This window comes from Streptomyces luomodiensis, assembly GCF_031679605.1.
GTDB lineage: Bacteria > Actinomycetota > Actinomycetes > Streptomycetales > Streptomycetaceae > Streptomyces > Streptomyces luomodiensis.
On record NZ_CP117522.1, the window covers coordinates 6,547,593 to 6,573,573 of the forward strand.

General features: G+C 70.7%; 17 protein-coding genes. 11 read left to right on the forward strand and 6 right to left on the reverse strand.

Annotation, left to right across the window (positions count from 1 at the left end; genetic code table 11):
* The first annotated feature begins 170 nt into the window (after positions 1–170).
* The 4 genes from PS467_RS27710 (at position 171) to PS467_RS27725 (ending at position 3,810) form a co-directional block, all read left to right on the forward strand.
* Positions 171–1,334 carry a ferritin-like domain-containing protein gene (locus PS467_RS27710; RefSeq protein ID WP_311037516.1) on the forward strand — a complete coding sequence of 388 codons (1,164 nt, stop codon included), beginning with the start codon at positions 171–173 and terminating at the stop codon, positions 1,332–1,334.
* A gap of 254 nt (positions 1,335–1,588) precedes the next feature.
* Positions 1,589–2,155: a GNAT family N-acetyltransferase gene (locus PS467_RS27715; RefSeq protein ID WP_432280640.1), complete on the forward strand. Its 567-nt coding sequence runs from the start codon at positions 1,589–1,591 to the stop codon at positions 2,153–2,155.
* An 84-nt stretch (positions 2,156–2,239) separates the two neighbouring features.
* Positions 2,240–3,541 carry an MFS transporter gene (locus PS467_RS27720; protein WP_311037517.1) on the forward strand — a complete coding sequence of 434 codons (1,302 nt, stop codon included), beginning with the start codon at positions 2,240–2,242 and terminating at the stop codon, positions 3,539–3,541.
* A gap of 32 nt (positions 3,542–3,573) precedes the next feature.
* Complete coding sequence (locus PS467_RS27725) at positions 3,574–3,810, forward strand: hypothetical protein (protein ID WP_268974398.1); 237 nt, start codon at positions 3,574–3,576, stop codon at positions 3,808–3,810.
* A 179-nt stretch (positions 3,811–3,989) separates the two neighbouring features.
* Here PS467_RS27725 and PS467_RS27730 read toward each other — a convergent pair whose 3' ends face one another.
* The gene (locus tag PS467_RS27730; RefSeq protein ID WP_311037518.1) at positions 3,990–6,437 is read right to left on the reverse strand and encodes an MFS transporter; all 2,448 of its coding nucleotides are present in this window, start codon (positions 6,435–6,437) and stop codon (positions 3,990–3,992) included.
* Positions 6,438–6,558: 121 nt separating this feature from the next.
* Here PS467_RS27730 and PS467_RS27735 point away from each other — a divergent pair, with 121 nt between their 5' ends.
* A complete protein-coding gene (locus PS467_RS27735; RefSeq protein WP_311037519.1) occupies positions 6,559–7,248 on the forward strand; it encodes a MarR family winged helix-turn-helix transcriptional regulator in 690 nt (229 codons plus the stop codon).
* Positions 7,249–7,343: 95 nt separating this feature from the next.
* On the forward strand, positions 7,344–7,748 hold the full coding sequence (locus PS467_RS27740; RefSeq protein ID WP_311037520.1) for a DUF427 domain-containing protein: 405 nt from the start codon (positions 7,344–7,346) through the stop codon (positions 7,746–7,748).
* A gap of 78 nt (positions 7,749–7,826) precedes the next feature.
* On the opposite strand, the gene PS467_RS27745 is transcribed toward PS467_RS27740, so the two are convergent.
* Positions 7,827–8,483 (reverse strand): lytic polysaccharide monooxygenase auxiliary activity family 9 protein, encoded by a 657-nt coding sequence (locus PS467_RS27745; RefSeq protein WP_311037521.1) that lies wholly within the window; start codon positions 8,481–8,483, stop codon positions 7,827–7,829.
* 94 nt (positions 8,484–8,577) lie between these two features.
* Positions 8,578–8,880, reverse strand: a complete 303-nt coding sequence (locus tag PS467_RS27750; protein ID WP_311037522.1) for a helix-turn-helix domain-containing protein — start codon at positions 8,878–8,880, stop codon at positions 8,578–8,580.
* Positions 8,881–8,946: 66 nt separating this feature from the next.
* Here PS467_RS27750 and map point away from each other — a divergent pair, with 66 nt between their 5' ends.
* Entirely contained in the window at positions 8,947–9,729 is a 783-nt protein-coding gene (map, locus tag PS467_RS27755) for a type I methionyl aminopeptidase (RefSeq protein WP_268974417.1), read from the forward strand.
* A 58-nt stretch (positions 9,730–9,787) separates the two neighbouring features.
* Here map and PS467_RS27760 read toward each other — a convergent pair whose 3' ends face one another.
* Positions 9,788–10,798: a LysR family transcriptional regulator gene (locus tag PS467_RS27760; RefSeq protein ID WP_311037523.1), complete on the reverse strand. Its 1,011-nt coding sequence runs from the start codon at positions 10,796–10,798 to the stop codon at positions 9,788–9,790.
* 208 nt (positions 10,799–11,006) lie between these two features.
* On the opposite strand from PS467_RS27760, the gene PS467_RS27765 reads away from it, so the two are divergent.
* The 4 genes from PS467_RS27765 to PS467_RS27780 all read left to right on the forward strand — a co-directional run bounded on the left by PS467_RS27765 (position 11,007) and on the right by PS467_RS27780 (position 16,655).
* Positions 11,007–11,903 carry an SDR family oxidoreductase gene (locus PS467_RS27765; protein ID WP_311037524.1) on the forward strand — a complete coding sequence of 299 codons (897 nt, stop codon included), beginning with the start codon at positions 11,007–11,009 and terminating at the stop codon, positions 11,901–11,903.
* A gap of 50 nt (positions 11,904–11,953) precedes the next feature.
* On the forward strand, positions 11,954–12,853 hold the full coding sequence (locus tag PS467_RS27770) for a DUF72 domain-containing protein (RefSeq protein ID WP_311037525.1): 900 nt from the start codon (positions 11,954–11,956) through the stop codon (positions 12,851–12,853).
* Positions 12,854–13,010: 157 nt separating this feature from the next.
* On the forward strand, positions 13,011–13,559 hold the full coding sequence (locus PS467_RS27775; RefSeq protein ID WP_311037526.1) for a GNAT family N-acetyltransferase: 549 nt from the start codon (positions 13,011–13,013) through the stop codon (positions 13,557–13,559).
* A gap of 549 nt (positions 13,560–14,108) precedes the next feature.
* Positions 14,109–16,655, forward strand: coding sequence for a GmrSD restriction endonuclease domain-containing protein (locus tag PS467_RS27780; protein WP_311037527.1), 2,547 nt, complete (start codon positions 14,109–14,111; stop codon positions 16,653–16,655).
* A gap of 78 nt (positions 16,656–16,733) precedes the next feature.
* On the opposite strand, the gene PS467_RS27785 is transcribed toward PS467_RS27780, so the two are convergent.
* A complete protein-coding gene (locus tag PS467_RS27785) occupies positions 16,734–19,019 on the reverse strand; it encodes a UvrD-helicase domain-containing protein (protein ID WP_311037528.1) in 2,286 nt (761 codons plus the stop codon).
* Positions 19,016–25,936, reverse strand: coding sequence for a DEAD/DEAH box helicase (locus PS467_RS27790; RefSeq protein WP_311037529.1), 6,921 nt, complete (start codon positions 25,934–25,936; stop codon positions 19,016–19,018). The genes PS467_RS27785 and PS467_RS27790 overlap by 4 nt, the downstream gene beginning before the upstream one ends.
* Positions 25,937–25,981 lie beyond the last annotated feature (45 nt).

Genomic DNA, 25,981 nt, shown 5'->3' on the forward strand with positions numbered 1-25,981 from the left:
GGCTCGAACAGTCGCCGGCAGGAACTGTTACCGACGGATACACTCTTATGAGACTGCGTGTCAGCAAGGGCGTCAATCCCTCGGCGAGGTCTTATTGACCGCCGGTAACGGACGTGTGAGCCTGCCGAGTACGCATCCGTTCACGGGGGAGCGAGGCGAAGGAGGCGTCGGTGGCGACGCACGAGCTCTACGCGATGGACCCCGGGGACCCCCTGTGGCAGGTGCCGGCCGGCGGCGCCGCCCGATTCAGCTGGGAGTACGACGACCACCGCGCCCGGCTGCTCGCCCTCTACCAGAAGGGCAAGGACAAGCAGTGGGACGCGGTCAAGCGGATCGACTGGGACCTGGAGGTGGACCCGTACGATCCGCTGGGCATCCCGGACGAGTCGCTCGCCCTCCACGGCACCCGCCACTGGGACCGGATGACCGAGCGGGACAAGGGCGAGCTGCGGCATCACTCCGCCGCCTGGCAGTTCAGCCAGTTCCTCCACGGCGAACAGGGCGCGATGGTGTGCGCGGCCCGGATCGTCGAGTCCGCGCCCGATCTCGACGCCAAGTTCTACTCCGCCACCCAGACCATGGACGAGGCGCGCCACGCCGAGCTCTACAGCCGCTTCCTGCGCGACAAGCTCGGGACGCTGTACCCGATCAACGACGATCTGCGGACCCTCCTCGGCGACACCCTCCGCGACTCCCGCTGGGACATGGCCTACCTGGGCATGCAGGTGCTCATCGAGGGCCTCGCCCTCGCCGCCTTCGGCCTCATCCGCGACACCACCGACAAACCGCTGCCCCAGCAGCTCCTCGCCTACGTCATGCAGGACGAGGCCCGCCACGTCGCCTTCGGCCGGATGGCGCTGCGCGACTACTACCGGCAGCTGACCGACGCGGAGCTGCGCGAGCGCGAGGAATTCGTCATCCAGGGCTGCTACTTGATGCGCGACCGGCTGCGTGGCGTCGAGGTGCTGGAGAACCTCGGCGTCCCGAAGGCCGAGGCCGAGGAGTACTGCGAGCGGTCGCCGTTCCTGCACATGTTCCGCAAGCTGCTGTTCAGCCGGATCGTCCCGTGCGTGAAGGACATCGGGCTGTGGGGCGAGCGGCTCCAGCGGGCGTATGTCGACATGGGCGTACTGGAACTCGGCGACAGCGACCTGGACCGGCTGATGGCCCAGGACGAGGAGGTGGCCGAGCGGATGGACGAACGGCGCTTCGCGGCGGAGGAGGCGGAGCGCACGGGCGAGGTCGAGGAGGCGATCGCCCAGGGCGCGGCCGAGGGGGCGCTCGTCCAGGGACCGGCAGAGGGGACGCTCGCCCAGGGCGCGGCCGAGGGGTGAGACCTCGGCCGATGGTGTGAGCGGCTTCGGCGACAGGTGGACCGGGCTACCCAGCGTGTCCGGCATGTGACACCTCAAGTTCCCCCCAGGGGGCGGTCCTTGGTAAGTTCTTGATCATCACCGACGGAGAACACCGAGGTCATTGGGGTGGCATCGGTTCCGTTGGCGTACGCATGAAGGAACGGCCGAAGGGTGCTCTCCACGGCGGTGGGGGGCACGCCTTTGCCACCTTTGTGCCGGAGGATGATGGTGGGGTGCGGATTCGAACGAGCACCATGGAAGAACTCCCCGTCCTCCAGGACATAGAGCGCGCCGCCGGACTCTGCTTCCGGGACATCGGAATGGACGAAGTCGCCGATGACGAGCCCCTGAGCCTGGCCGAGCTGAGCCGCTACCAGCGGGCCGGGCGGGCCTGGGTCGCGGTGGACGACGACGACCGGGCGATGGCGTACCTGATCACCGACCCCGTCGACGGAAACATCCATATCGAGCAGGTCTCGGTCCACCCCGACAGCGCCCGCCGTGGCGTCGGGCGGTCCCTGATCGACCACATCGCGGCGCGGGCCGCCGCCGACGGCGTCCCCGCGCTCACCCTGACCACCTTCGTCGACGTGGCCTGGAACGCCCCGTACTACGCCGCGCGGTGCGGCTTCCGGACCCTGACCGAGGCCGAACTGACCCCCGGCCTCCGCGAGATCCGGCGCAGTGAGGCCGGCCACGGACTGGACCGCTGGCCACGGGTGTGCATGCGCAGGGACGTGGGGCCGGGGGCGGATCGGGACGTGGGGCCGGGGGCGGATCGGGGGCACGGCAGGGCGTAGCCGGCGCGGGGCGGGGAGTTCCGCCCATGGAAGTGTCGGAACCTCGGCGTTGTCCCCGAAGGGGCACAGCTGTTCGCTAAAGACATGACCAGTAGCACGGAACTCACCGCTCCGGCAGGCACATCCGGGTCATCTCCCGTGGTGCGCTCGCCGCTCAGGTCCTGGCTCGCCGTCGTCGCCGTCGCGGTCGGCACCTTCTCGGTCGTCACCACCGAGATGCTGCCGGTCGGTCTGCTCACCTCCATCGGAAACGCCCTCCACGTCTCGGCCGGTACGGCGGGCCTGGCCATGACCGTGCCCGGCCTGATCGCCGCGCTCGCCGCCCCGCTGCTCACCGCCACCGTCGGCCGTTTCGACCGGCGGCTGGTGCTGTGCGGTCTGATGGGGCTGCTGGCCGTCGCCAATCTGCTGTCCGCGCTCGCGCCCGGCTTCACCGTCCTGCTGTCCGCCCGGGTCCTGGTCGGGGTGAGCATCGGCGGGGTGTGGTCCATCGCCGGCGGGCTCGCGGTGCGGCTGGTGCCCGAGCGGTCCGCGGGTCACGCCACCACGCTGATCTTCAGCGGGATCGCGGTGGCCTCGGTGCTCGGCGTGCCGATCGGGACGCTCATCGGCGATCTGGTGCACTGGCGGGTCGCGTTCGCCGCCATGGCCGTCCTGTCGCTGGCCGTGGCCGCCGCCATGGCCGTCACCCTGCCGCCGCTGCCCGCGACCGGGACCGTCCGGCTGCGCGAGGTGCCGGGGCTGTTCCGCAACGTCCGGCTGCGGATCGGCCTCATCACCACGCTGCTGCTGGTCACCGGCCACTTCGGCGCGTACACCTATGTCCGCCCGGTGCTCGAGGACGTCGCCGGGGTCGGGACGGGCCTGATCAGCACGCTGCTGCTGGCCTACGGCGTGGCGGGCATCGCCGGGAACTTCCTGGCCGGCACCACCGCCCACCGTGAGCCGCGCCGCACCCTCGTGGTCATCTTCGCCCTGCTGGCGGCGGCCGAACTCCTGGTCCCGGTCGCCGGCGCCACGACGGCGGGGGCGGCCGTCCTGCTGGTGGTGTGGGGGCTGGCGTACGGCGGGGTGTCGGTGACCTGCCAGACCTGGGTGCTGCACGCGGCGCCGGACGCGCGGGAGGCGGCGTCGGCGCTGTACGTCGGCGTCTTCAACGTGGCGATATCGCTGGGCGCGCTGCTCGGCGGCCGGGCGGCGGACGGGATCGCGGTCCGCGGCGTGATGTGGTTCGGGGGCGGGCTGGCGGTTCTCGCCCTGGCGAACGTGGCGCTCTTCGGCAGGCGGGGGACCGCCGGCCCCCCGGCCGGACGGGGGCCGCATCAGGCGGCCGCGTCAGGCGGCCACGTCAGGCCAGGTGGACCAGGCGATCAGGTGAGACCCTGAAACCAGGGGACTCGTCTGCGGGAGTGGGTCCGATGGCAGTGAGCATGCACGTGGTCTTCAGCGAATGCGAGCCGGGACGCGTCATCTACCAGACGCATGCGATCGAGACGGTCACCGACGGCTCGGGTGTCCACGCGACCGTCGACAGCCATACGTACGAGATCTCCCTCCGCAGCCGTGCCCAGGCGGAGTCCATCGCGGACGAGGAGGGCTACGAGCTGTACCGGAAGGGGGACGCGTGGGAGAGCCTCCCCGAGGAGGACGAATGAGGAGGACGAACGAGAAGGCGGAATGAGAAGGCGGAACGGGGAGACGGAGTGAGGAGACGGAACGAGGAGGACGAGCGAGGAGGACGAGCGAGGAGGGCTGATGAGCGGGAGCAGCGCCCGGGGGCGCTGCTCCCTATGACTCACTTCTGAACGTGTCGTGCCTGCGCCAAGGCGCCGTCTCACTCCTCGCCGTGGCCCAGCAGGAAGTCCACGTCCCGCCGCTCGGTACCCTCCTGGCCGCCGACCGTGATCTGCTGGGTGGCCGGTGCGTAGCCGCTGGCCACCACCGTGTAGTGCTCGCCGATGAGGGACTCGAAGCCGAAGGCCCCGTCCGCACCGGTGATGACCTGCCCGACCACGTCGCCGGTGGCGTCCAGCAGCGAGACCCGTGCGTCCCCCAGCGGCCGGCCGTCCCGGTCCCGTACGGTGCCCCGGACCCGGGCAGCGGGCCGCAGCTCGGCGTCCACGCGCACCGGCTCACCGGCGGTGAGCTCGACCTGGGTGGCGTACGGCCGGTGCCCGGCGGCGGCCACGGTGAGCGTGTACGTCCCCGGCACCAGCTCCGGCAGCGCGAACTCGCCCTTCTCGTCGGCGGCCGCCGATCCCGCCACGTCGCCCTCGGGCCCGATGGCCGTGGCGGTCGCACCGGTCAGCGGTTCGCCGCCGACGGCCCGTACCGAACCGGTCAGCCCGCCCCCGCCGGACAGCCGCAGATCGCAGACCACCGGCGGGTCCGCCACCAGCAGCGTGGCGGCCTGCGGCTGGTATCCGGCGGCCGAGCCGATGAGGACGACGCTCGTGGCGTCGGGCGCGGGCACGCGGTACCGGCCGTCGGGGCCGGTGACGGTACGGCCGAGCTGACGGCCGCTGGTGTCGATGAGGGTGATGGCGGCGTCGGCGAGCGGGGTGTCACCGGGGCCGAGGACACGGCCGTGGATGACGCCGCCGGTCAGGGCGGACGCGTCCGCCGGGACGTCGCTGACCTCCGCGCCGACCTCCGCACCGACCGCCGTGCCGGCCCTCGCACCGACCTCCGCACCGACGGAAGCCGGGCCGGTCACGGGGTGGGAAGCGGCCACGGAGACCGAAGCGGCCACGGGGACCGGGGCGGTGTCGGGGGCTGAGTCGGCCACGGATGCCGAGGCGGCCAGGGGAGCCGAGCCCGCCACGGGGGCCGTCAGCCCGGCGCGGCGCCGCGCGGGCAGGAACAGGGCGATCAGCAGACCGGCGACCGAGGCCGCGCACGCCACCATGAACGAGGTCTTGAAGCCGTCCTTGCCCGGCAGCGCGATCCCGCCGAAGTCCGTGGTCTGGTGCGCCAGGATCACGCCCACCACGGCGCTGGAGGTGGACATGCCGATGGACCGCATGAGGGTGTTGAGCCCGTTCGCCGCACCCGTCTCGGCCGCCGGAACGGCGCTGACGATCAGCGTGGGCATCGCCGAGTACGCGATGCCGATACCGACGCCGAGCGCCGTGGACAGCACCACGATCTGCCAGATGTGGTCCATCATCACCAGGCCCGCCCCGTAGGTCGCGCCGATCACGATCAACCCCATGATCAGCGACACCTTGGGCCCGCTCGCGGCGTTGATCCGCGCGGACAGCGGGGAGACCAGCATCATCGCCACGCCCATCGGGGCGAAGTAGAGCCCCGCCATGACCATCGACTGGCCCAGGCCGTAACCGGTGGCCTTCGGCAGTTGCAGCAACTGCGGAAGGAGCAGCGACATCGCGTAGAACGAGAAGCCGACCATGATCGAGGCGAGGTTGGTCAGCAGCACCTGACGCCGCGCGGTGGTCCGCAGGTCGACCAGCGGTTCGGCGGTGCGCAGCTCGAAGACGCCCCACAGCAGCAGGATCACCACGGCCGCGCCGAACAGCCCGAGCGTGGTGCCGCTCGCCCAACCCCAGTCACCGCCCTTGGTGATGGGCAGCAGCAGGCATACGAGCCCGGCCGACAGCCCGAGCGCGCCGACGATGTCGAAGCGGCTGGGAGTGCGGACCGAGGATTCCGGGACGACGGCGAGCACCAGGGCGATCGATATCAGGCCCAGCCCCGCGGCCCCGTAGAACAGCACATGCCAGCTGGTGTGCTGCGCCACGAACGCGGCGGCCGGCAGCCCCAGCGCACCGCCGATGCCCAGCGACGAACTCATCAGCGCCATCGCCGAGCCCAGCTTCTGCGGCGGCAGCTCGTCCCGCATGATGCTGATGCCGAGCGGAATGGCCCCCATGGCCCCGCCCTGGATCGCCCGGCCGATCACCATCATCACCAGGTTGGAGGTGACGGCACAGGCCAGCGAGCCGATGACCATCAGCGCCAGCGCGACCATCAGCATCCGGCGCTTGCCGAACATGTCCCCGAGCCGGCCCATGACCGGGGTGGAGACGGCACCGGCGAGCAGGGTGGCGGTGACCACCCAGGACGCGTTGGAGCTGGTGGTGTGCAGCAACTGGGGCAGCTCGGTGACCAGCGGGACGACCAGCGTCTGCATCACGGACACGGCGATGCCGCAGAACGCGAGCACCGCCACGAAGCCGCCGCCGACCTCGCGCGGAAGCGGTGTGCCGGGCGGCGCTGCGCTCAGAGGTTCCGCGACGCGGGGTGGGGCTGACTGGGGCATGCGAATGCCGCCTCCAAAGAAGGTTGAGGAAATTGATGGAAGCATGAGAGATGTGCATCCTACACAGGATGTGTATCGTGCACATTTCCAGAGATGAGCGCGGGGGAGGCGAGGAGGAATCGTGCTGGATCGGCGGCTGGAGCGGCTGGAACGCGAGCTGATGCTGGTGGCCAGGTGCTCAGTGCTGACACCCCGCGACCGCAAGGGCCAGGTCCCTGCCGCCGCGGAGGCGGGTGACGGCTCCGTGGAACCGGCGACGAGGGGCGAACGGGGGACGACGAGCGAACGGGCGGCGACGGGCGAACGGGCGGCGACGAAGAAGGTCGCTACGAATCCCGCGACCGCTACGAATCCCGCGACCGGTACGAGCGCCGCGACGCAAGCCGGTACGGCACCCGCCACCTGCACCACCCGCCTGGACCGCTCCGGCTATCTGCTCCTCTCCCGCCTCGACGCCGAGGGAGCGATGTCCATCGGCCAGCTGGCCGACGCGTTCCAGCTGGACGTCTCGACCGTCAACCGCCAGACCGGCGCCCTGCTCCGGGCCGGCCTCGTCGAACGCATCCCGGACCCCGACGGCGGCCTGGCCCGTAAGCTCCGCATCACCGCGCAGGGCACCGACCGCATGGCGGCGGAACGCGCGTGTCGGCAGACCGACCTGTCCCGGCTGCTGGAGTCCTGGCCCCCGGAGGACGTGGCCCGCCTGGAGGACGTCCTGACCCGCTTCAACCGCGAGGTGGAACGCCAGGAGGGCCGGGCCTGGCCCCGCGAGCCGAGCGAGCCGAGCGAGGCAGAACGTTCCGCGGAATGACGCCGATCTCCGGAATGACGGCGGCGCCGAGTGCGTTGCCGCAGACAGACAGGCAAACACTCCGGACACCCAACACACGGAGGAGGCCGGACGACATGCCCACCCCCGCTTCGCACCCCCCGACGACCGGCACCGGCGGCGGACACCGCGTGGCCGTGGAACGCGGCTCGCAGCACGTCACGGTCACCATCGACGGCCGCGTCGTCGCCGAGACGACCCACCCCCTGCTGGTCCACGAGACCGGCCTCCCGGTCCGCTACTACCTCCCGCCGGAGGACGTGGACCTGACCCTCTTCGAGCCCACCGACACCCACACCACCTGCCCCTTCAAGGGCGAGGCCGCCTACTGGACCTACCGCGGCGCGGCGGGCGACGCAACGGAGCCCCGGCCGGACGCGGTCTGGGCGTACCCGCAGCCGAAGGAGCAGGTGGCGCAGATCAAGGACCATCTGTCCTTCTACGACAAGGCCGCCACGATCGAGGTGACGGAGACGGAGTAGACGGAGTAGACATCAGCCCTACCGGACAGGACGCGTCCGGCGGGGGCGTGGTGGGGGTGCCTGCCCCGTGGGGTGCCCTCAGCCGAAGTTCACGTCACTGCACAGGAAGTACGTCTGGTCCATGTGCGAGGCCTGCCAGATCGTGTAGACGACGTGGCGGCCGGTGTAGCCGGAGGTGCTGACGTCGATCGAGTAGTTGTTGCTGGGCGCGTACTTGCCGGTGGTGGTGATGAGTTGCAGGTCGCTCCACTTCAGCGGCTGGGTGGTGGGGTCGTATCCCTGCCGGGTCACATACACCTTGAAGTAGTCCGCGCCGTGGCTGGCCTGGTCGTACAGCTTCACGGTGAACTTGCTGCCGACGTTCGTCATCTGCCAGGCGCCGGGCGTGTCCAGCGAGTTGTAGCGGCCGCTCTCGGTGTGGCCGCCGCTGCACAGCTGTCCGTCCGGGATTACGGCGGGGAAGTTACCGGCAGAGCCGTTGCGGTACAGCCCGTTCCAGTTCCACATGGCGTTCGGGTTGTCCTGCCACGCCTGCCAGCACATAGGGTCCAGCTGTGCCATTTCGGGGTTCTGGAAGTCGCTGCCCCACCGCAGCCAGCAGCCGTAGTTGCGGGACGCGGGGTCGACGACCGATCCATGGGCGCTCGCGGTGGTGGACCACGGGATCAGGCACAGCAACACCGCGGCCAGCAGTCCGAGGGCGCGAGACGCCCAATAAAAAATTTCCGCGTTCATGACAAGACACCATTGAGCGGGCAGCTGCGAGAACGCTACGGACCCTGAGCCGGTTCAACGGAGCCGCCGGTTCAACGGAGCCGCGGCCCGGGACTCACGAGGCCAACCGCTCGCGTGCGGTGCGAGCTGGTCTTGTGGGTTCGACCTCGCCGTCAGGCTGGTTGATCTCGGCCCACACCGCGTCGAGGGAAAGGCCGAGGACATCGGCGATCGCCGCGATGGTCGGAAAGGCGGGGGTGGCCACGCGACCGGACTCGATCTTCCGGAGGGTCTCCGGTGAGACGCCCGCGTCCAGTGCGGTGTCGAGCATCGAGCGCTCCCCCCTGGCCCGACGTAGGAGGGCGCCGAGGCGCTGTCCGCGTTCGACCTCTGCGGGAGTGAGCGGCAACCTGACCATGGCTCCGATTCTAGTACCGGTATAGTATGGCCGGTATAGTTATTGGTAGCGCAAGAAGGGCGCCACATGATCGAGATCCTGAGCCCCACCGAACTGGCCCGAGCAAAAGACACAGGTGCCCTGGTCGCCGACATCCTGCACACGCTGAAGAGCCGCAGCACGGTCGGCACGAACCTTCTGGACATCGACCGGTGGACCAAGACCATGATCGCCGAGGCGGGAGCAGTGTCCTGCTACGTCGACTACGCGCCGTCCTTCGGACGTGGCCCGTTCGGCCACTACATCTGCACGGCCGTCAACGACGCCGTGCTCCACGGAAGGCCATACGACTACACGCTGGCAGACGGCGATCTGCTGACGCTCGACCTCGCCGTCTCCAAAGCCGGAATCGCCGCAGACGCCGCCATCAGCTTCATCGTGGGCGAGGCCAAGTCCCCGGAGAGCGTCGCGATCATCAGCGCGACCGAACGCGCGCTGGCCGCGGGGATCGCCGCTGCCGGACCCGGGGCTCGCATCGGCGACATCTCCCATGCCATCGGCACGGTCCTCAGCGAGGCGGGGTACCCGATCAACACCGAGTTCGGAGGCCATGGCATCGGATCAACGATGCACCAGGACCCGCACGTTTCGAACACCGGACGACCCGGCCGTGGCTACAAACTGCGCCCTGGGCTGCTGCTGGCACTGGAGCCGTGGGTCATGGCGGACACCGCCGAGCTCGTCGTCGACGCCGATGGGTGGACGCTCCGCAGTGCGACAGGCTGCCGGACCGCACACAGTGAGCACACGATCGCCATCACCGACGACGGAGCCGAAATCCTCACCTTGCCGAAGCAAGCGCAGCCGTGAGTTCTTTCCTGTCGTCCCGTGGCATACGAGGAAGGACCAACGCGCCCGGTCAGTACAGCTAGGGCACGGCCCGGACACCAGGGCCGGCCCCAAGGGCAGGACGAGCCCCGACCCCAGACCCAGCTCCAGCCCCAGCCTCAGCCCCAGACCCGACCCCGGCCCCAACCCCAGGCCCGACCAGGCGAGCTGTGGCGATCGTGCGGAAGGCGGCGAGCAGCCGGTTGTGGTCGTCGGCGCGGGTGGCCAGCACGACCCGCCCGGGTTCGACGTCCTCGATGGGGACCGTGGTGAGGTCGGCTCGCAGGTTGCCGCGTACGCCGGCGGGGGCGATGGACACGGCCTGCCCGGCGGCGATGAGTTCGAGCTTGTCCTCGATGGCGTCGACGAGGGGGCCGTCGGGCGCGCGGCTGCCGTCGGGCCGGGGGTCGACGCGCCAGAAGGCGTTCCAGGTGGGGTCGGGCATCCGGGGCAGCGGTTCGTCCGCGATGTCGTGCAGCCTGATCGATGCCCGGCCGGCCAGCCGATGGTCCAGCGGCACCACGAGCACCCGGGGTTCGTCGTACAGGACCGTCACCCGCAACTGGTCGGCCGACAGCGGCAACCGGGTCACCACCGCGTCCACCCGGTGCTCCAGCAGCGCCGTGGGGATCTGGTTCCAGCCCAGATGCAGGGTGCGCACGTCGGCGTCCGGGTGGCGGTGGCGCAGTTCGCGTACGGCGGGGGTGACGATGAGGTCCGTGGCGTATCCGATGGTGATCCGGCTGGGCCGGGCGGCGGCCCGTGCGTAGGCCAGGGCGTCGGTGGCCGAGCGCAACAGGGCCTTGGCCCGGGGCAGGAAGACCTCTCCGGCCTCGGTGAGCCGGGTGCCCTGCGAGTCGCGGTCCAGCAGCCGAACGCCCATCTGGTCCTCGAGGCGGCGGATCTGCCGGCTCAGGTGGGGCTGTGCGAGATGCAGCGCGGCCGCGGCACGACCGAAGTGCCGGTGGTCGGCCACGACGGTGAAGTACCGGATCAGCCGCAGGTCCAGGTCCAGTTCCTGGCCCACTGCCGACGCGTGTGAATCGGGCACTCCTCGATGGTAATGCCCGGACCACGCGGCCGACGGCGGTCCCGCGGCCGCCGGCGATCCCGCCCTGAGCTGCGGTCATGCCCGATGACGCATGACCGCCGCACAAAACGGGTCTTGGACCCACGGCGCCACTCGCTCGCACCATGGTCACCAGTTCCACGCGGTGGCGTGGACGGCCAGAACTCCCTCCCCTTTGAGGTGCTTTGCCATGCGCGTGTTCGTCACCGGCGCGACCGGATTCATCGGAAGCGCCATCGTCCGTGAACTGCTGGACGCCGGACATCAGGTCCTCGGCCTCGCCCGCTCGGACGCGGCCGCCGCGTCGCTCTCGGCCGCCGGTGCCGCGGCGCACCGCGGCGCGCTCGACGACCTGGACAGCCTGCGCAGCGGTGCGGCGGCGGCCGACGGCGTGATCCACGCCGCCTTCGTCCACGACTTCTCCGACTACGCGGGCGCCGCCCAGACGGACCGGCGCGCGGTCGAGACGCTCGGCGCTGCGCTCGCGGGCTCCGACCGACCGTTCGTGACCACTTCCGTCACCTTCCTGCTCACCCCAGGACAACGCGGGACGGAGAACGACCCGGCCGACCCAGCTTCCGCCTCGGCGGTGCGGATCGCCGCGGAGGAGACGGCCCTGTCGCTGGCCACGCGCGGGGTACGGACATCGGCGGTGCGGCTGCCGGCTTCGGTCCACGGTGAGGGCGACCGCGCCTTCGTCCCGACGCTCATCGGCATCGCCCGCACGAAAGGCGTCTCGGCCTACGTGGGCGACGGCTCCAACCGCTGGCCCGCCGTACACCGCCTCGACGCCGCACGGCTCTACAGGCTGGCGCTGGAGGAAGCGCAACCGGGTGCGCGGCTGCACGCGGTGGCCGACGAGGGCGTACCGGCCCGGCAGATCGCCGACGTCATCGGCCGGCGCCTGAACCTCCCGGTGGCCTCGGTGCCCGCCGAACAAGCCGAGGAACACTTCGGCTGGATCGGTCACTTCTTCTCGGTCGACAACCCGGTCTCGAGCGCCCTGACCCGTCAACAACTGAACTGGAACCCCACCCGTCCCCCGCTGCTGGCCGACCTGGACCAGTCCCACTACTTCGCGGCGTGAGCAGGGCCCATCACGGTGCCACCCACCCCACCCGGGGTAGTCGGCAGCGCATGGGCACGATTCTGACCGGCACCTGTTCATGGACGGACCGCGCTCTGCTGTCCAGCGGCTGGTACCCGCCGGGGCTGCGTGACGCGGAGGGAAGGCTGCGGCACTACGCCACCCAATTCCCGGTGGTGGAGGTGGACGCCACGTACTACAACCTGCCCAGCGCCCGTAACAGCGCATTGTGGGCCGAGCGCACCCCGGACGGATTCCGCTTCGACGTCAAGGCGTTCTCCCTGCTCACCGGCCACCCGACGGCCCCGAACGCCCTGCCCGCCGATCTGCGCCCCGCACTGGCCGGGCGACGGGGCCACCGGCCGGGACACACGGAGACCGATCCGAAACTCCTGGACGACATATGGCAGCGCTTCAGCGGCGCGCTCGAACCCCTGCGGAGAGCCCAACGCCTCGGCACCCTCCTCTTCCAGTTCCCACCTTGGTTCGCCCCCACCGACCCACGGGCCAAGACCCTCCTCGCCCAATGCGCGCGGCGTACGGCAGGCTGGCCCGTAGCCGTGGAGTTCCGGCACCCCGGCTGGTGGCAGGACGATGAGCGGGCTGAGACGACGGCGGCCCTCAAGGACTGGGGCATGTCCGCCGTAGCCGTGGACATGACGCAGACCCTGCCCACCTCCATACCCCCGGTCACCCCGGTCACCTCACCCCGCCTGGCGGTGGCGCGCTTCCACGGCCGCAATGAGGCCTGGGGCACCGGTACCAAGGAGGAACGCTTCCGACACACCTACACCCCACAGGAACTGACGGAGTGGATCCCACGCCTCCGCGACATGGCCGACCGGGCCGACGAGGTCCACGCCCTGTTCAACAACTGCTGCGCAGACGCCGCCGCCCGCGCCGCAGAGTCGATGCGCGATCTACTCGACACCCCGACGGCCCCAGACTGACGCGGTAGCCCCCACCAGGACCCGGCGAGCGAGCCGGGCGACGCCGACGGTACAAGCACCACTTCACGGCGAGTCGCCCGTCACCGACGTGCCCGGACAGCACAGACAGGCTTTTTCTTTCGGATCACTCTCACGAGCGTGCGATAGGTTGCCCGCCATGACCGGACTCGGACCCGTCGCCTGGCCACCTGCCCCGATAAGGACCGAACGGCTCATGCTCCGCGAGTCCGAGGCCCGGGACCGTGCGGCGTTCATCGAGCTGTTCGCATCGCCGGAGGTACGCACCTACCTCGGTGGCCCTCGACCGCGTGATGAGCTCGAACGCGCGGTGCCTGAGGTACCCGGGCGACGCCCTGGCCTCTTCGTGGTCGATCTCGACGGAGCGATGATCGGCACGGTCACGCTCGATCGTCGCGATGCGGAACGTCCGGGACATGTCCGTCCGGATGCCGGGGAGGCCGAGCTCGGTTACATGTTCCTGCCGGAGGCGTGGGGACGCGGGTACGCCGCCGAGGCGTGCGCAGCGGCACTCGACTGGTTCGCCCACGCACTTCCCGGTGAGCCGGTGGTGCTCTGCACCCAGACCGCCAACGACCGCGCGATGCGCCTCGCGGCGAAGCTGGGGTTCACCGAGGTGGAGCGGTTCGAGGAGTACGGCGCCGAGCAGTGGTTCGGCGTGCGGTCCTCGCTCACGTCGTCCGGTTGAGCCCAGGCCGACGAGCCGGGCGCACGCCATGTTGCCAAGCCCGCTCAGGCGTCTCAGCGTCTCACCAACTCAAACAGCGGGCCGTCGTTCTCTGGGCCACGCGGAAAGTTGCTCCAGATCATTACACGGTCACCGCGTGATCCTTGTCATGGGGCTGCGTTCGGTGGCGCCCGGCTGCGCATGCGCGAAGACCCCACTCAGCGTCTTAGCTGGGTGTGGTGTCCTTTGGCACCTCGGGTGAAGTGTCCCCGGCGGAGGACCCGGTACATGGGGGAGTGTGGAGCCGTTGGCCGGGGTCGGTGAGCTTGTGATTCGGACTGTTTTCTGGCTGGCCCGGTAGTTCCATCGGTGTGGCTGAATGTCCGGCGTCCGCAGACCGTACGGGCCCACCTATTGGGCAGAGTGCCGGGCGTATCACGGGTTTCGGCCAAGATGGCGGAGAACCCCGAAAATGCACAGGCAGCTCTGCTCCCGCGGTGAATTCTCGTTAGGTTGTCAGCCCGGGGACGTCGGGCGGAAGGTTCTGGCGCAGGGGGAGGCGGAGGATCGGTGGAAGCGCGGGAGACAACGTTCGAGCGGCTGATCCAGGGGGACAACCAGTTTCAAGTTCCGCTCTATCAGCGCACCTACAGCTGGGATGTCAACGACCATCAGCGGTTGTGGGACGACCTGGTGGAGCAGGCGACGGCCGGCTCGGATGCATCGCAGGCGTCCAGCGGCCATTTCCTCGGCTCACTGGTGCTGGATCCCCGGCCGCCTATGCCCGACACCGTGCAACGCTGGGTCGTCATTGACGGTCAACAGCGTTTGACCACGCTGATGCTGCTTGCCTGCGCCCTTCGTGATCACGTGCTTGCCTTCGACATGGGCAAAGCGGACCTCATCCATCGTCGGTATCTGGTCAACGAAGAGGACTACGGCGGCCTCGACACCTACCGTCTGCTGCCGACACAGGCCGACCGGCCTTCGTACCTCGCGTGTGTGGACAACGATCCTCGGGCGGGTGGGGACGACAGCATTGGCGTCGCCTACCGGTTCTTCCTGGCGGCGCTCGCTGAGTATGACCCCGCCGGCAAGTGGGATACTGTTCGTCACATCGACCAGGCCTTGCGGCACCGCCTCACGCTGGTGACGATCACCGCCGGGCCACAGGACAACGCCTTTCGGATCTTCGAGTCCCTGAACAACACAGGCAAGCCGCTGAGCCAGGCCGACCTGCTGCGCAACTACGTGTTCATGCAGCTTCCGCGTCTAGGCGAGCATGTGTACGACAAGATTTGGCTTCCCCTGCAGACCGAACTCGGACCGGAGCGACTGACGACCCTGGCGTGGCTGGACCTCGTTCTGCAGGGACAGTCGCGGGTCCCTATCAGTGAGGTCTACCAGGGGCAAAAGCGGCGAATGGGTCAGATAGTAACGACTTCTGGCGAGGACGGGCTACGGGACGACCTGGCTCGACTCCGGCGTCTCGGTCACTTGCTCATGCGGGTCTTCGAGCCCGAGCGTGAGCCCGACCTCGAGTTGCGGGCGGTGCTGCAGCGTCTTGTCCAATGGGGCGGGGAAGCTCACTACCCGCCGACCCTCTATGTGCTGGACCGAGTGGATCACGGGACGGTCGAGCCCAGGGAGGCCGTCGAGGCGCTCACCTTTGTGGAAAGCTTCCTGGTTCGGCGCATGATCTGTCGGGAACCGTCGCACAGCGTCCGGCAGATTCTTGCCACGCTGCCTTCGGGTATCGAGCGGGACCGTTCGCTGCCAGAGGCGGTGCGCCGCTACTTGTCCGGCCTGCGGCGAGGGTGGCCACGGGACGAGGAACTGCGCGAGGCGATCCGTACCCAGCCCTTCTATTGGCAGGGCAGCAGCCGCCACCGCGGCTACGTGCTCAGGCGGTTCGAGGAGGACTACATGGCTCCTGAGCCGGTCGACTTCTCGCGGGCCTGGGCGACCATCGAGCACGTGCTTCCGCAGCGGCCCGGACAGGAATGGCTCGCCATGCTCGCCGAGGACGCCGAGGAGGGGGAGCGGGCGGAGGAGCTGCACGAGACGCTAGTTCACACTCTGGGCAATCTGACCCTCACCGGTGAGAACACACGCCTGTCCAACCACCCCTACGAGCGCAAGCAACAGATCTTCGAGCAGAGCGCCCTGCGGATGAACCGGGAGATCGCCGCCACCGCGCGCTGGGGGAGGAAGGAGATCCTCAGCCGCGCCGATCGGCTCGCCGATCGCGCCGTGCGCATGTGGCCCGGACCTGTCGCGGGTGACGACGGTCAGTCCGGGGAGCGCTCGGAGTGGCTGAGGCTGAGGAAGGTGCTGGCGGGCCTGCCCTCGGGCAGGTGGACCACCTACAAGGACCTCGCCGCGGTGACGGGAGCCGGCTCTCCCCAGACGGTCGGAAGTTATCTGGCCACCCGCACCGATGTTCCCAACCCCCATCGGGTGCTCCGGGCCGACGGCACCTCTTCACCCGACTTCGCCTGGTTCGACGGCCGTAAGGAGACCCAACGGGAGGCGCTCGAGCGTGAGGGCGTCCGCTTCAACGGCGCGGTGGCTCACCGCGAGCAGAGGCTGACCACGGAAGAGCTGGCTGATCTGGCCGGACTTGACAGGCCCCGTGAGACGGAAGAGGAGGCCGCGGCGGCATCCGAGGGCGCTGTCACCGACCGCGCGGAGAACTTCGGCAAGTTGCTCAGAACTCACCACCCCGACCTCGCCGAGGGGCTGCTGACCCTGCTGCGTAAGTGGGAGGCGGATGGCGGGCGGCTCGCATACGGCGCCGCCGAGGAGACGAGCTGCGCGCCGATGCTGCGCGAAGGAAGCGGCCCGCAGGGGGCGATCTGGCCCGTGACCATCTATCCGCGATCCGGAGTGGTCGAAGTCGTTTTCGCCTACCTGGCGAGGCGGGAGCCCTTCACCAGGCCGGCGCTGCTCGCGGAACTCCGCGACCGGATCCGGGCGATTCCCGGAGTGACGCTGACCGTCCCCGACGCGGAATTGCCCCGACGACGGCCGAGCTTTCCGCTGGGCGTCCTGCGCGGGGGCGGGCTGGTCCGGTTCGCCGAGACGCTGGAATGGTTCCGTCAACAGAGCCTGTGAGTGCGAACCGGGACCGGGGTGCCGCTGCCTGTAAGGCGGCACCGCCCCGGTCACCTGGGTCTGACCTCGTCGGTCCTATCAGCCGCTACTCTCTCCTGCGTCTGCCAGCGAGGAGCCCAGGAATGGGCTGGGCTTCCCGTGCCAGAAGAGATCCACGGTGTCGCGCGCTCGGGTAGCCGCTACGAAGAGCAGGGAACGGGCTCGCTGGATCTCGTGCCGGTATCGCACGGGGTCCGTATCGCGCAACGCGTTGACGGCTTCCCTGGGCACGAGACCATCCGTCACACCAGCGATGATCATTCGCTGGTATTCCAGTCCCTTGAACCGGAACATGGTGCCGATGTGCACGCCGTCGGTGCCGTGCGGACCGTCGGAACGGATCTCCACCGAATGGATGCCCTGCAGCTTGAGCGTGTAGCCCACCTCGGCCGCCATCTGGTTGGTGGGCACGCAGATCGCGATCTGCTCGTGCGGAGTACTCGGCTCCGCAGCCGCGTCCCACTCCTTGATGAGAGCGGCGATGCCTTCCCGCTCCGAGGCCCAGTCCGGAAACGGGTGCCCGGCCGGGCGGCTGCCGCTGAGCACCGACCGGTAGCCGGCCAGGGTCTCTTCGCTGCCGTCGAGGTCGTCGTACGTCGTCTCCCCCAGGACGCCCAGGGCGGAGCGCAGGATCTGCCGGGTCGTGCGGTAGCTGAGGCTCAGCTTCGAGGACCGGCCACGGATGTTGATGCCCAGACTGCCGAGCGTCACCTGGTTCTTGTAGATGCGCTGGTGGGTGTCGCCGACCAGGAACAGATCGTCCGCGGCCCGCGGGGTCATCGCGCGCAGCATCTTCCAGTGGGCGGGTCGCAGGTCCTGGGCCTCGTCCACGACGATGTGCCGGTACCGGTAGCGCAGCCATCCTCCCGAGCCGTCCTGTAGGTGGATGTTGTCGAGGCCGCCCGCGTCCTCCCGCTGCCGGGCGATGCTGAGGATGCGTTGTTCGCGGCCCATCTCCAGTCGCGCGGCGCGCTCGGCCACCTGGTCCCAGGTCTGCCGCCCGAGACGGTCCAGGCGCTGGGTGAAACGCTCACAGAGCTGCCAGATCTCGGCGCGCTCGGCGCGGCCGATGTTCCGCCCGCGGCCGGCGCGCCGGGCTCGGAAGTATTCGGTGCGGGTGCCGACGGCCTGTCCGAGGATGACCTGAGTCCACTCGTCGTGGAGGAACTCCGGGTCCCAGGTGTTCTCGCCGAGCTCGTCGAGCAGCGCGCGCCATTCCCGTACGGCCTGGCTGTCGTCGATGGTCTGCTTGCCGTTGCCGGGTTCGGCCTCCCGGACGATGCGGAGCGCCAGCTGGTCGACGTGGCTCACCTCGACCCGGGCCAGCAGTTCCTCCCCGCCCAGCTCCAGCAGCCGGGAGCGCAGGTCGGCGGCGAGGTTCTTGTTGTAGGTCGTCAGCAGGACGGGCTTGTCGCGGCCGGGGGAGAGCTGCCGCACGAGATGCCGCACCCGGTGCAGCGCGACGATGGTCTTGCCGGTGCCGGGGCCGCCGCCCACCCGGGCGGGGCCGTTGTAGCGCCGCTCGACCAGCTTGGCCTGAGTGGGGTGCAGGAAGACCTTCCAGCGGCCGAAGTCGCCGCTCTCCAAGGCTTCCCGAAGAGCCTCGTCCGTCGTGGTGACGACCGTGGCCGGGCGCTGTACGGCTGCTCCGAAGTCCTCCGGGTCGACCGGCTCGGTGGCGGCCACCGGCTTCGTGACCTGGTCGAGTACGTCCTCGAACGACGCCCCGTCGAACAGCGACAGCAGCACTTCGCCGGTGAGCTGCGGCGCGTACTCGACCAGGCCGAGCAACTGGTCCTCGGTGGTGAGCGTGCGGATGACCGGGAGCAGCGGTTCGGCGACGCCCAGCTGCAGCAGCTGTTCATCGGTCCAGTCGGCGAACAGCGGCCGCGCTGGTGCCGGTGTCGGCTCCAGGGACGCGGGCGGCGGGGGTGTGGCGGGCGCGGGCTTTGAGGAGGGCGGGGCGGGCAGCCGGCGCAGAATGCTGTCCTCCACCACCTCCAGGTCGACGTACTCGATACCGCCGGTGACCTGGTTGACGCCGTACGACATGCGGTCGTAGACGTCCTTGCGGTGCTTGACGGAGACGATCAGCCAGTCGTCCTCGGCGAGCCGCAGCAGCAGTGCGCGGTACTCGTCGTTGACCCGCGCCGACCACAGCCTGCTGTCGCCCTTGAGCTGCTGGAGTTTGAGCCCGGCGGTATGGGGGTTGGTCCTGAACTTGTGCTGGAAGTCGAAGAACGCACCCTTGACCGTGCGGGGGAGCTTGCGGATCTCCTTGTCGGCCTTGTCGAGCAGGCGCAGTGTGACGCCCGAGGTGTTCATCGCTTCGACTCCCCGTCGCTGGTGACCGTGCTGTTCTGCTGTTGACCGGTGAGGCGGGCGATCAGCCGGGCCCGGTCCCATGCGGCGGCGGTGCGGACCTCCCAGCCCGCGGCCGCGAATGCCTTGTCCCGGTCCTCCGCCTCCTGGTCCGGCTCGTCGTCGTGCGGGCGGGGGGCCAGGACCACTCCCACGCGCGCGTCGGACCAGGCCAGTTCGGCCTGCCATCCGTGCTCGTCCAGTTCGTAGCCGTCCTGCGGGGCGGGCACCCCGGCGTCGGCCAGCGCGTGGGCGAGGCCGGCGAGCCCCGGCTCCTCCGGGTCGAGGTACTCGATGACCCGGTCCCAGCCCGGGTCCCGCTCCGGGCCCGAGCCCGTGGCCGCCCGGCCGGGGTCGGCCTGGGGCTGCGCCGGGACTTCCTCGTCGACGGAGCGGGCGGGCACGGGCGGCGCCGCGATGACGGCGGCGGGTTCTCCCGCCTGCGCGGGCACCGCGACACATGTCGAGGGCAGCCAGCCGACGCCGCCCGTCACGGTGAGCACCTCGGCGGCGAAGCCGTCGAGCATGCTGGTCGTCAACTGGGCGCTGTCACCGCCGCCGTGCTCCAGGAACTGCAGCACATTGCTCCAGTACAGCCAGGCCCGCCAGCGCCGCTTGTGCGCCTGCCCGTCGGCCAGAGCCGCGTCCCCGTCGTCCAGGACGGTGAGCCCCGTCCACACCGGCGGAGTGCGCCTGCCGTCAGCGGCCAGCACCAGACGGCAGCCCGACGCGTCCAGGCCGGACAACAGCCGCACCGGCCCGGCGGTCCCGGAGGGGGCGCCGCCGCGCAGCGCCTCCCGGAGGCCCTCGCCGACCCTCTCGCCGGCGAGGGCGGCGGCACGGATCCCGTCGGTCCCGCTCATGCCCGCGGCCACCGCCTCCGCCCGCCGCTGCCAGCGCGCCGGATCGGGGGCACGCAGATAGGCCAGGAGCAGCCAGGCCGGATTGACCCACACCGTCTCGGCCAGCTCACCCGGCAGGCCCCGGCCCACACGCTCGTAGTAGTCACGGGCACGCTTCCGGCCGTTGGTGCCGTACGGCTCCCACACCGGATCGCTCGGCCCCGTCGGCGCGTACCCGGTGTCCTTGATCTGCTGACGCCACTCCTTGACGTCGTAGAAGGTCAACTGGAACACCCGCAGCCCCTCAGCCCTGAGCCGGGTGCGTTTCATGGCGTCGTCGGCGAGCCGGTTGTGCTCGCGGGTGGCGTGGTAGGCGTATCCGTCGAGGTACAGGGCCACGCGTGGGCCGGGGGCGTCGAGCCGCTCCAGCAGTAAATCGGGCCGGGTGCCGTCCAGTGCCCGCTGCTGGGAGACGCGCCAGCTCACGGTCGTGCCGTCCGCCGCCGTCAGCCGCAGATCGAGGGCGGAGGTGCCGGCCGACGTGGTGTACCTGTCCGCGGTGGCCCGGGACTCGGCCAGCTTCGCCCAGTCCTGGAGCGCCTCGACGAACAGGATTTCCAGGTCGCTCTCGGCCTGTCGCTGCAGCGGGATGTGCCGCGTTGTCGCGACCGGCGAGGTCCGCCAGCCGTCACCGTCGGCGCCGAGCAGCTCGTCGAGCATCTGCCGGACCTCGTTGCGGCTCACCTTGTCGTAGTCGGCGGCCGGGACGCGCCGCAGCAGGCACTGGTGGCAGCCGTCGAGACCCTTCTCACGGCACGGGCAGCCCTCGATGACGTCCCGCGCCTTGAGGAGCACCTCCCGGAAGCCCTCGGCGGATGCCAGCCGGTGCAGGTAGCCCGTCCCGCCGGGCAGCCGGTCGTAGACGACGAGGAAGCGCCTCGGCCATTCGGTGTCCGCGTCGCCCGCGTGGTCGGGCATCGTCGCCTCGGCGATGTCGATGTGGTCCGGGTCGCCGCCGTAGCGGGCCGCGATGCCCGCGAACAGCACGGCGGTGAACGAGGCGAGCCGCTCCTTGGCCCGGGCGACCGACGCGGGCAGCAGGATGCGCACCGCCTCCGTGGTCAGCTCATGGGCGAGCAGCAGCGGCACGTCCTCCCCCCTGCCCTGCCCGTCCGCACCGGCCGTGGACCCTCTGACCCGGCGGCGCGGGCACCACAGCAGGTGGTGCGTCGCGGCCGGGGTGCTCGCCGCCCCCGACTCGGTCAGCGCGTGCTGCGGCACGTCCACCACGGGACGTCCGTCGGCCGTCGCCCCGCCGCAGCTGGTGCAGACGAAGAACGGGTTTAGCCGCACGTCCCGTCCCGCCACCGGCACCGTGCTGCTGCCGTCCTCGCGGTCCAGTCCCAGGTTGAACGTCCGGATCTTCGCCTGACGGGTGAAGTCCACTCCGAAGACCGCGGTGTCGTGCCGCCAGGAGCCGGGGGCGAGGCGGCCCGGGTCGATGTCGACGGTGGTGAGGACCGCGTAGTACTTGTGCTCCCGCTCGTCATGGTCGTCCCGCACCCGCGCGTCGTCCCGCTTGTCGCGGGAGAGCACCCGCCTGGGCTGGAGTACGTACTGCACACAGCCCGCGTCGGCGATCTCCCGCCCGCCGCAGCGCGGGCACGGGGCGGTGTCGTGCTCGGCGTCCTCGGTGCGTACATAGCCGCAGGCCGGGCAGAGTCGCCACACCGACCAGGCCCGGCGCTCGGGGCTCCCGATGTCGAGGGCCCGCACGACGTGCCGGTAGCCGTTGACGTAGAAGCTGTTGCCGGGGGCCAGTTCGGTGAGCGCCAGTTTGCGGGACCGCTCGTAGTCCCGCGTCTCACTGCGGTAGATCTTGCGGGCCGGTCCTTCCTCGGTGCCCGCCTCCCGCGGGCCGTCGTCCTCGCCCGGGGTCTCCGACCAGTACAGCGTCGCTTCCAGCTGCGTGGTGGTGTCGGTCAGGCTGTAGTTGGGCAGCAGGCCGAGCTCCACCAGGGTGGCGTGGGCGCTCGACTGGCTCAGCTCCCGCAGCAGGTCCCCCGCGCCGCGGCGCTCGGCCAGCAGCTCGCGCCGCTCCCGGTCCTGCGTGTCGTCCGACCTGGCCAGATGCCCGGCGGCCTCGTCGATCGCGATGATCCTGCGCCGCAGCTCCTCGCGCCGCCCCGTCCAGTCCTCCTCGGCCTCCTGGAGGGCGCGCACGATGCCGCCGGTCGCGTACGCCCTCAGCTCCTCGGCCGCGTACGCCGACACGGCCGCGCCGTCGGAGCTGTCGGGGTCCCGCCCGTCGCTGCCGTCGGGGAACAGGGCCAGGAACTCCTCGACGAGTTTCGCGCCGTGGGTCTGCGCGGCGTCAGCGAGGTCCTGGCACCATCCACCGGCCCCGAACAGGGCTGACGACAGCCGGGGGAGCGGCGTCAGCACCTCGCCGTCGGAGGTCCGCAGCTCGCCACGGGCCGCGAGGTCCAGCAGCCGGGCCGTGTACTGGCGGCGCAGGATCTCCACCGCGGACAGATAGCAGCCCGGCGGCAGGATCGTGCCGGCGATCATCTCCGTCGGCTCGTCCAGGTAGTACAGATCGCGTGCCTTGCGGCCACCGAAGGCGACCACCAGCGCGTTGCCCGTGCGCCGGCCGGCCCGCCCGGCGCGCTGTACGTAGTTGGCAGGCCCGGCCGGAAGGGAACCGAGCAGGACAGCCGACAACTCGCCGATGTCGATGCCGAGTTCCAGCGTCGGCGTGCACGACAGCACGTTGGGGTCGGTGTAGTGCGTTCCCGCCTTGAAGGAGCGCTCGACCCGCTCCCGCTCCGGGCGGCTCAGCATGCCCGTGTGCTCGGCGGTCACGACGCGGAACGTGCCGCCCGTCAGATACAGACGGCGGTAGTAGTCGCGGGTGTAATCCCGCTCCTGTACGGCGCCGCCGGCCCGGGAGAACCCCGGCTGGGGCGCGGTCAGCCGCCCCTTGCAGCGGTACCGGGGGCAGGGGTGCCCGTACCAGCGCGTGCGCCGCTGGGGCGCGACGACCTGCTGCCAGCCGCAGTCCTCGCAACTGACGAAGGCCTTGTTGACGACCGCGTCGTCGAGCAGCCGCACCTCGATGTGCCCTGGCTGCAGCCCGTACACCCGGGTCTGCCGGTCGTGGGCGGTCCGCACGGCCAGGACCCGCTCCTCGGCGAGGGCGGGCAGCAGCCTGCGCAGATACTCCGCGGCCCCGGCGGCGTCCAGCGCCAGACACCTGCGGGTCCAGTCCTGGTACCAGCCCAGGCGTCCCGTGATCGCGTCGAACTCGGTCCGGTCCTTCTGCCCGTCCAGCAGGAAGCGCGGCGGGGCGATCCCTTCGGGGAAGGCCGGCATGCCGTCCGGCCTGCGCCCCCAGATGAGGTAACGGTGGCTGCCCGCCTCCTTGATCCAGGTGTCCAGCCAGCGGTGCCGCACCGCGCCACGCGTCCGCAGCCGCTCCAGCAGCCCCCGCACGTACGCCAGATAGCGCTCGGGCGTGGGCAGCCCGCCTCCCACCAGCAACTGCCCGGGCAGGGACAGATGCAGGTCACGGGCGAGGTCCGTGATGCGGTCCGGCTCGGCCACCTTGACTTCGGCGGCCGCGGTGCGGGTCAGCTCCAGGGTGCGCCCCATGCGGCTGCGCAGCCCGAACTCCATCACGGTCGCGAACGCCAGCCGCTCCCCGATCAGCTTCCAGGTCCGCGCGTCGCCGGTGCCGCGACCCGACAGCAGACGGTCGACGCCCGGCTCGTCGTGCAGGTCGGGGGGCACCACGGCGGCCAGCGCCTCCGGGTCGTCCACCGAGTCCAGGACATGGCCGATCAGGTCGTTCAGCGCGGTCGGCGCCCCCGACTCGTCCAGGTTGTGGGCAAGAAGCGAACGCAGCGAGAACTTGTACGAGGCGTTGGCGACGTACCCGGCGCGGTGCGCCGCGTCCTGCGTGGAGTCGTTGAACAGCAGCGTCTTGCGCTCCTCGGGCACGAGCGCGATGTCGCCGCCGGTGAAAAGCTGCGTCACGGTCGCCGAGGCCAGGGCCGCCTTCGCCGTGCCGAGGAAGCGGATGCTGTTGTCGGTATGGCAGGCCGGGCAGCGGTCGTCCCGTGCCGCGCGGTCGGCGGTCTTCTTGTCCAGCAGGGCCAGGGCGAACCAGGCGTCGACGAGCTCGCCGTCGTCCCCGGCGGTGGGCAGCCGGTAGGTGCCCTGCCCGCCGTCGAGCACGACCACCGACAGCGGGTCGGTCCTGCCGTCCGCCGGGCGCGCACCGGTCAGCGCGTCGAGCGCCTGCTGACACTCGCTCTCGGTGGCGGAGATGAAGTAGCGGACGCGCCGCTTGTCCCGCCCCACCGCGGCACGCCAGATGCGGTCCTGCGCCATCACCAACTGCTGGGGGTCGGCCTCCGGGGACAGCGCCGCCCACCCGGAGCGGCCGCAGTTGCGGCAGTACACGGCGGGCAGGTGCACCTGGGCCGGGCGCGGAGCCGTGTCGGCACCGGGCAGCGGCTGCGGTCGTCCCGCCGAGGACGACGGCCGGCTCCCGGACGAGGCGTCCGGGTCCTCGTCGCCGGGCGGCACGGCGCTCAGCGCGGCCCGCCGCGCGGCGGTCCGGTCGTCCTCGTACCACCGGAACTCCGGCGTGCGCCCCACCCCGCGCAGCACCCGCGTCACGGGCCGTACCCACAGATGCGCCTCGATGTGCAGCAGCGGCCGGGGCCGGCGCTCGTCGGACTCCGGGTCGCGGGCCGCCGAGAGCAGCGCCACGAACCGGCCCAGCGCCTGGAGCACCAGCCGTGGGTTCTCCCGCGCGGTGCGGCCCCAGGAGTAGCCGAACCGGGCCAGCCGGTCCCGTAGCGCCCACTCGTCCAGCGGCTCCCCGTTCAGCAGCGACAGCACCCCGTGGGTGAAGTCGTGCCGCTTCAGCAGCCGCCCGATGCGGAAGGCGTCCAGACCGGAGCGGCCCAGCAGCCGCGTGGCGAGAGCGTCCAGGTCCAGCAGGTCGGGCCGGGCCTCCACGTCCGGCCCACCGGACACCGCCACCACCTCCTGGGGTGAGGGCGGCTCCTCCAGCTCGTAGTCCACGGACCCGGTGAACTCGTCGGCGGTCATCCGCTCCTCACCGATGACCGCGTCCGCCGGGAACGGCATCCCGAACACCCGCGCCGCCACGTCGAGGACGCCCCCGGCCTCCTTGCCCGGCGCCCCCTCGCCGAGCGTGGCCGAGGTCGCCACTGGGCAGATCGACCCCAGCGGCCGGCCGGGCCGGGACGCGCCGGTGGCGGCCGCCAGCCGGCGCAAGAGCATCGCGACATCGGTGCCCTGCGCCCCGTCGTACGTGTGGAACTCGTCCAGCACCACATAGGTGAGGTCGGCGCCCTCCCACAGGCTCCGGTCCTCCCCGCGCTGGAGCAGCAGGTCGAGCATCTTGTAGTTGGTGATCAGCACGTCCGGCGGGGAGGCCCGCATCTCCTCCCGGCGCGTCATCACCCGCCGGAAGTCGGTGTCGGGCCGGTCGCCGATGTAGAGGCCCGCGGTCACCTGGGCCAGCTCCGGGCGCGCCAGGTACTCCCCGATGCGCCCCGCCTGGTCGGTGGCGAGCGCGTTCATCGGATACAGCAGCACAGCTTTGATCCCGCCCCGCCCCTCGGCCTTCTGCCGCCGGCAGTGGTCCAGGACGGGAATCAGGAACGACTCGGTCTTGCCGGAGCCGGTGCCGGTCGTCACCAGCGTCGGCCGGGCGGGCCCGCGCAGCGTGGACAGCCGGGCCCACGCCTTCGCCTGGTGCCGCCACGGCACGAAGCCGGGGAAGCCGGCCGACCACTCCATGTCCTGCTGCCAGCCGTCCTCGGCGAGGTGGAACGGCGTCCTGATCCGCAGGTAGGGCCCCCGGAAGATCCCGGTCTCCGGATGCCCGAGGAAGCGCTCGAGGGCGCTGCGGGTGTCCTCGTCGGCGAGGGCGTACGTCGTCGTGAGGTACTGCGTCAGACTGCCGCGCAGCTGCGCGGCGGCCAGGGTGGGCTTCACGACGGTCCCCCTTGCGATGCCGGTGCCCAGGTGATCGGTACCACG

Coding starts and splice junctions, on each gene's coding strand:
- PS467_RS27750 (WP_311037522.1), bottom strand. CDS start 8,880: ATGGTCAGGTTGCCGCTCACTCCCGCAGAGGTCGAACGCGGACAGCGC.
- PS467_RS27775 (WP_311037526.1), top strand. CDS start 13,011: ATGACCGGACTCGGACCCGTCGCCTGGCCACCTGCCCCGATAAGGACC.
- PS467_RS27785 (WP_311037528.1), bottom strand. CDS start 19,019: ATGAACACCTCGGGCGTCACACTGCGCCTGCTCGACAAGGCCGACAAG.
- PS467_RS27740 (WP_311037520.1), top strand. CDS start 7,344: ATGCCCACCCCCGCTTCGCACCCCCCGACGACCGGCACCGGCGGCGGA.
- PS467_RS27745 (WP_311037521.1), bottom strand. CDS start 8,483: ATGAACGCGGAAATTTTTTATTGGGCGTCTCGCGCCCTCGGACTGCTG.
- PS467_RS27725 (WP_268974398.1), top strand. CDS start 3,574: ATGGCAGTGAGCATGCACGTGGTCTTCAGCGAATGCGAGCCGGGACGC.
- PS467_RS27720 (WP_311037517.1), top strand. CDS start 2,240: ATGACCAGTAGCACGGAACTCACCGCTCCGGCAGGCACATCCGGGTCA.
- PS467_RS27765 (WP_311037524.1), top strand. CDS start 11,007: ATGCGCGTGTTCGTCACCGGCGCGACCGGATTCATCGGAAGCGCCATC.
- PS467_RS27730 (WP_311037518.1), bottom strand. CDS start 6,437: ATGCCCCAGTCAGCCCCACCCCGCGTCGCGGAACCTCTGAGCGCAGCG.
- map (WP_268974417.1), top strand. CDS start 8,947: ATGATCGAGATCCTGAGCCCCACCGAACTGGCCCGAGCAAAAGACACA.
- PS467_RS27770 (WP_311037525.1), top strand. CDS start 11,954: ATGGGCACGATTCTGACCGGCACCTGTTCATGGACGGACCGCGCTCTG.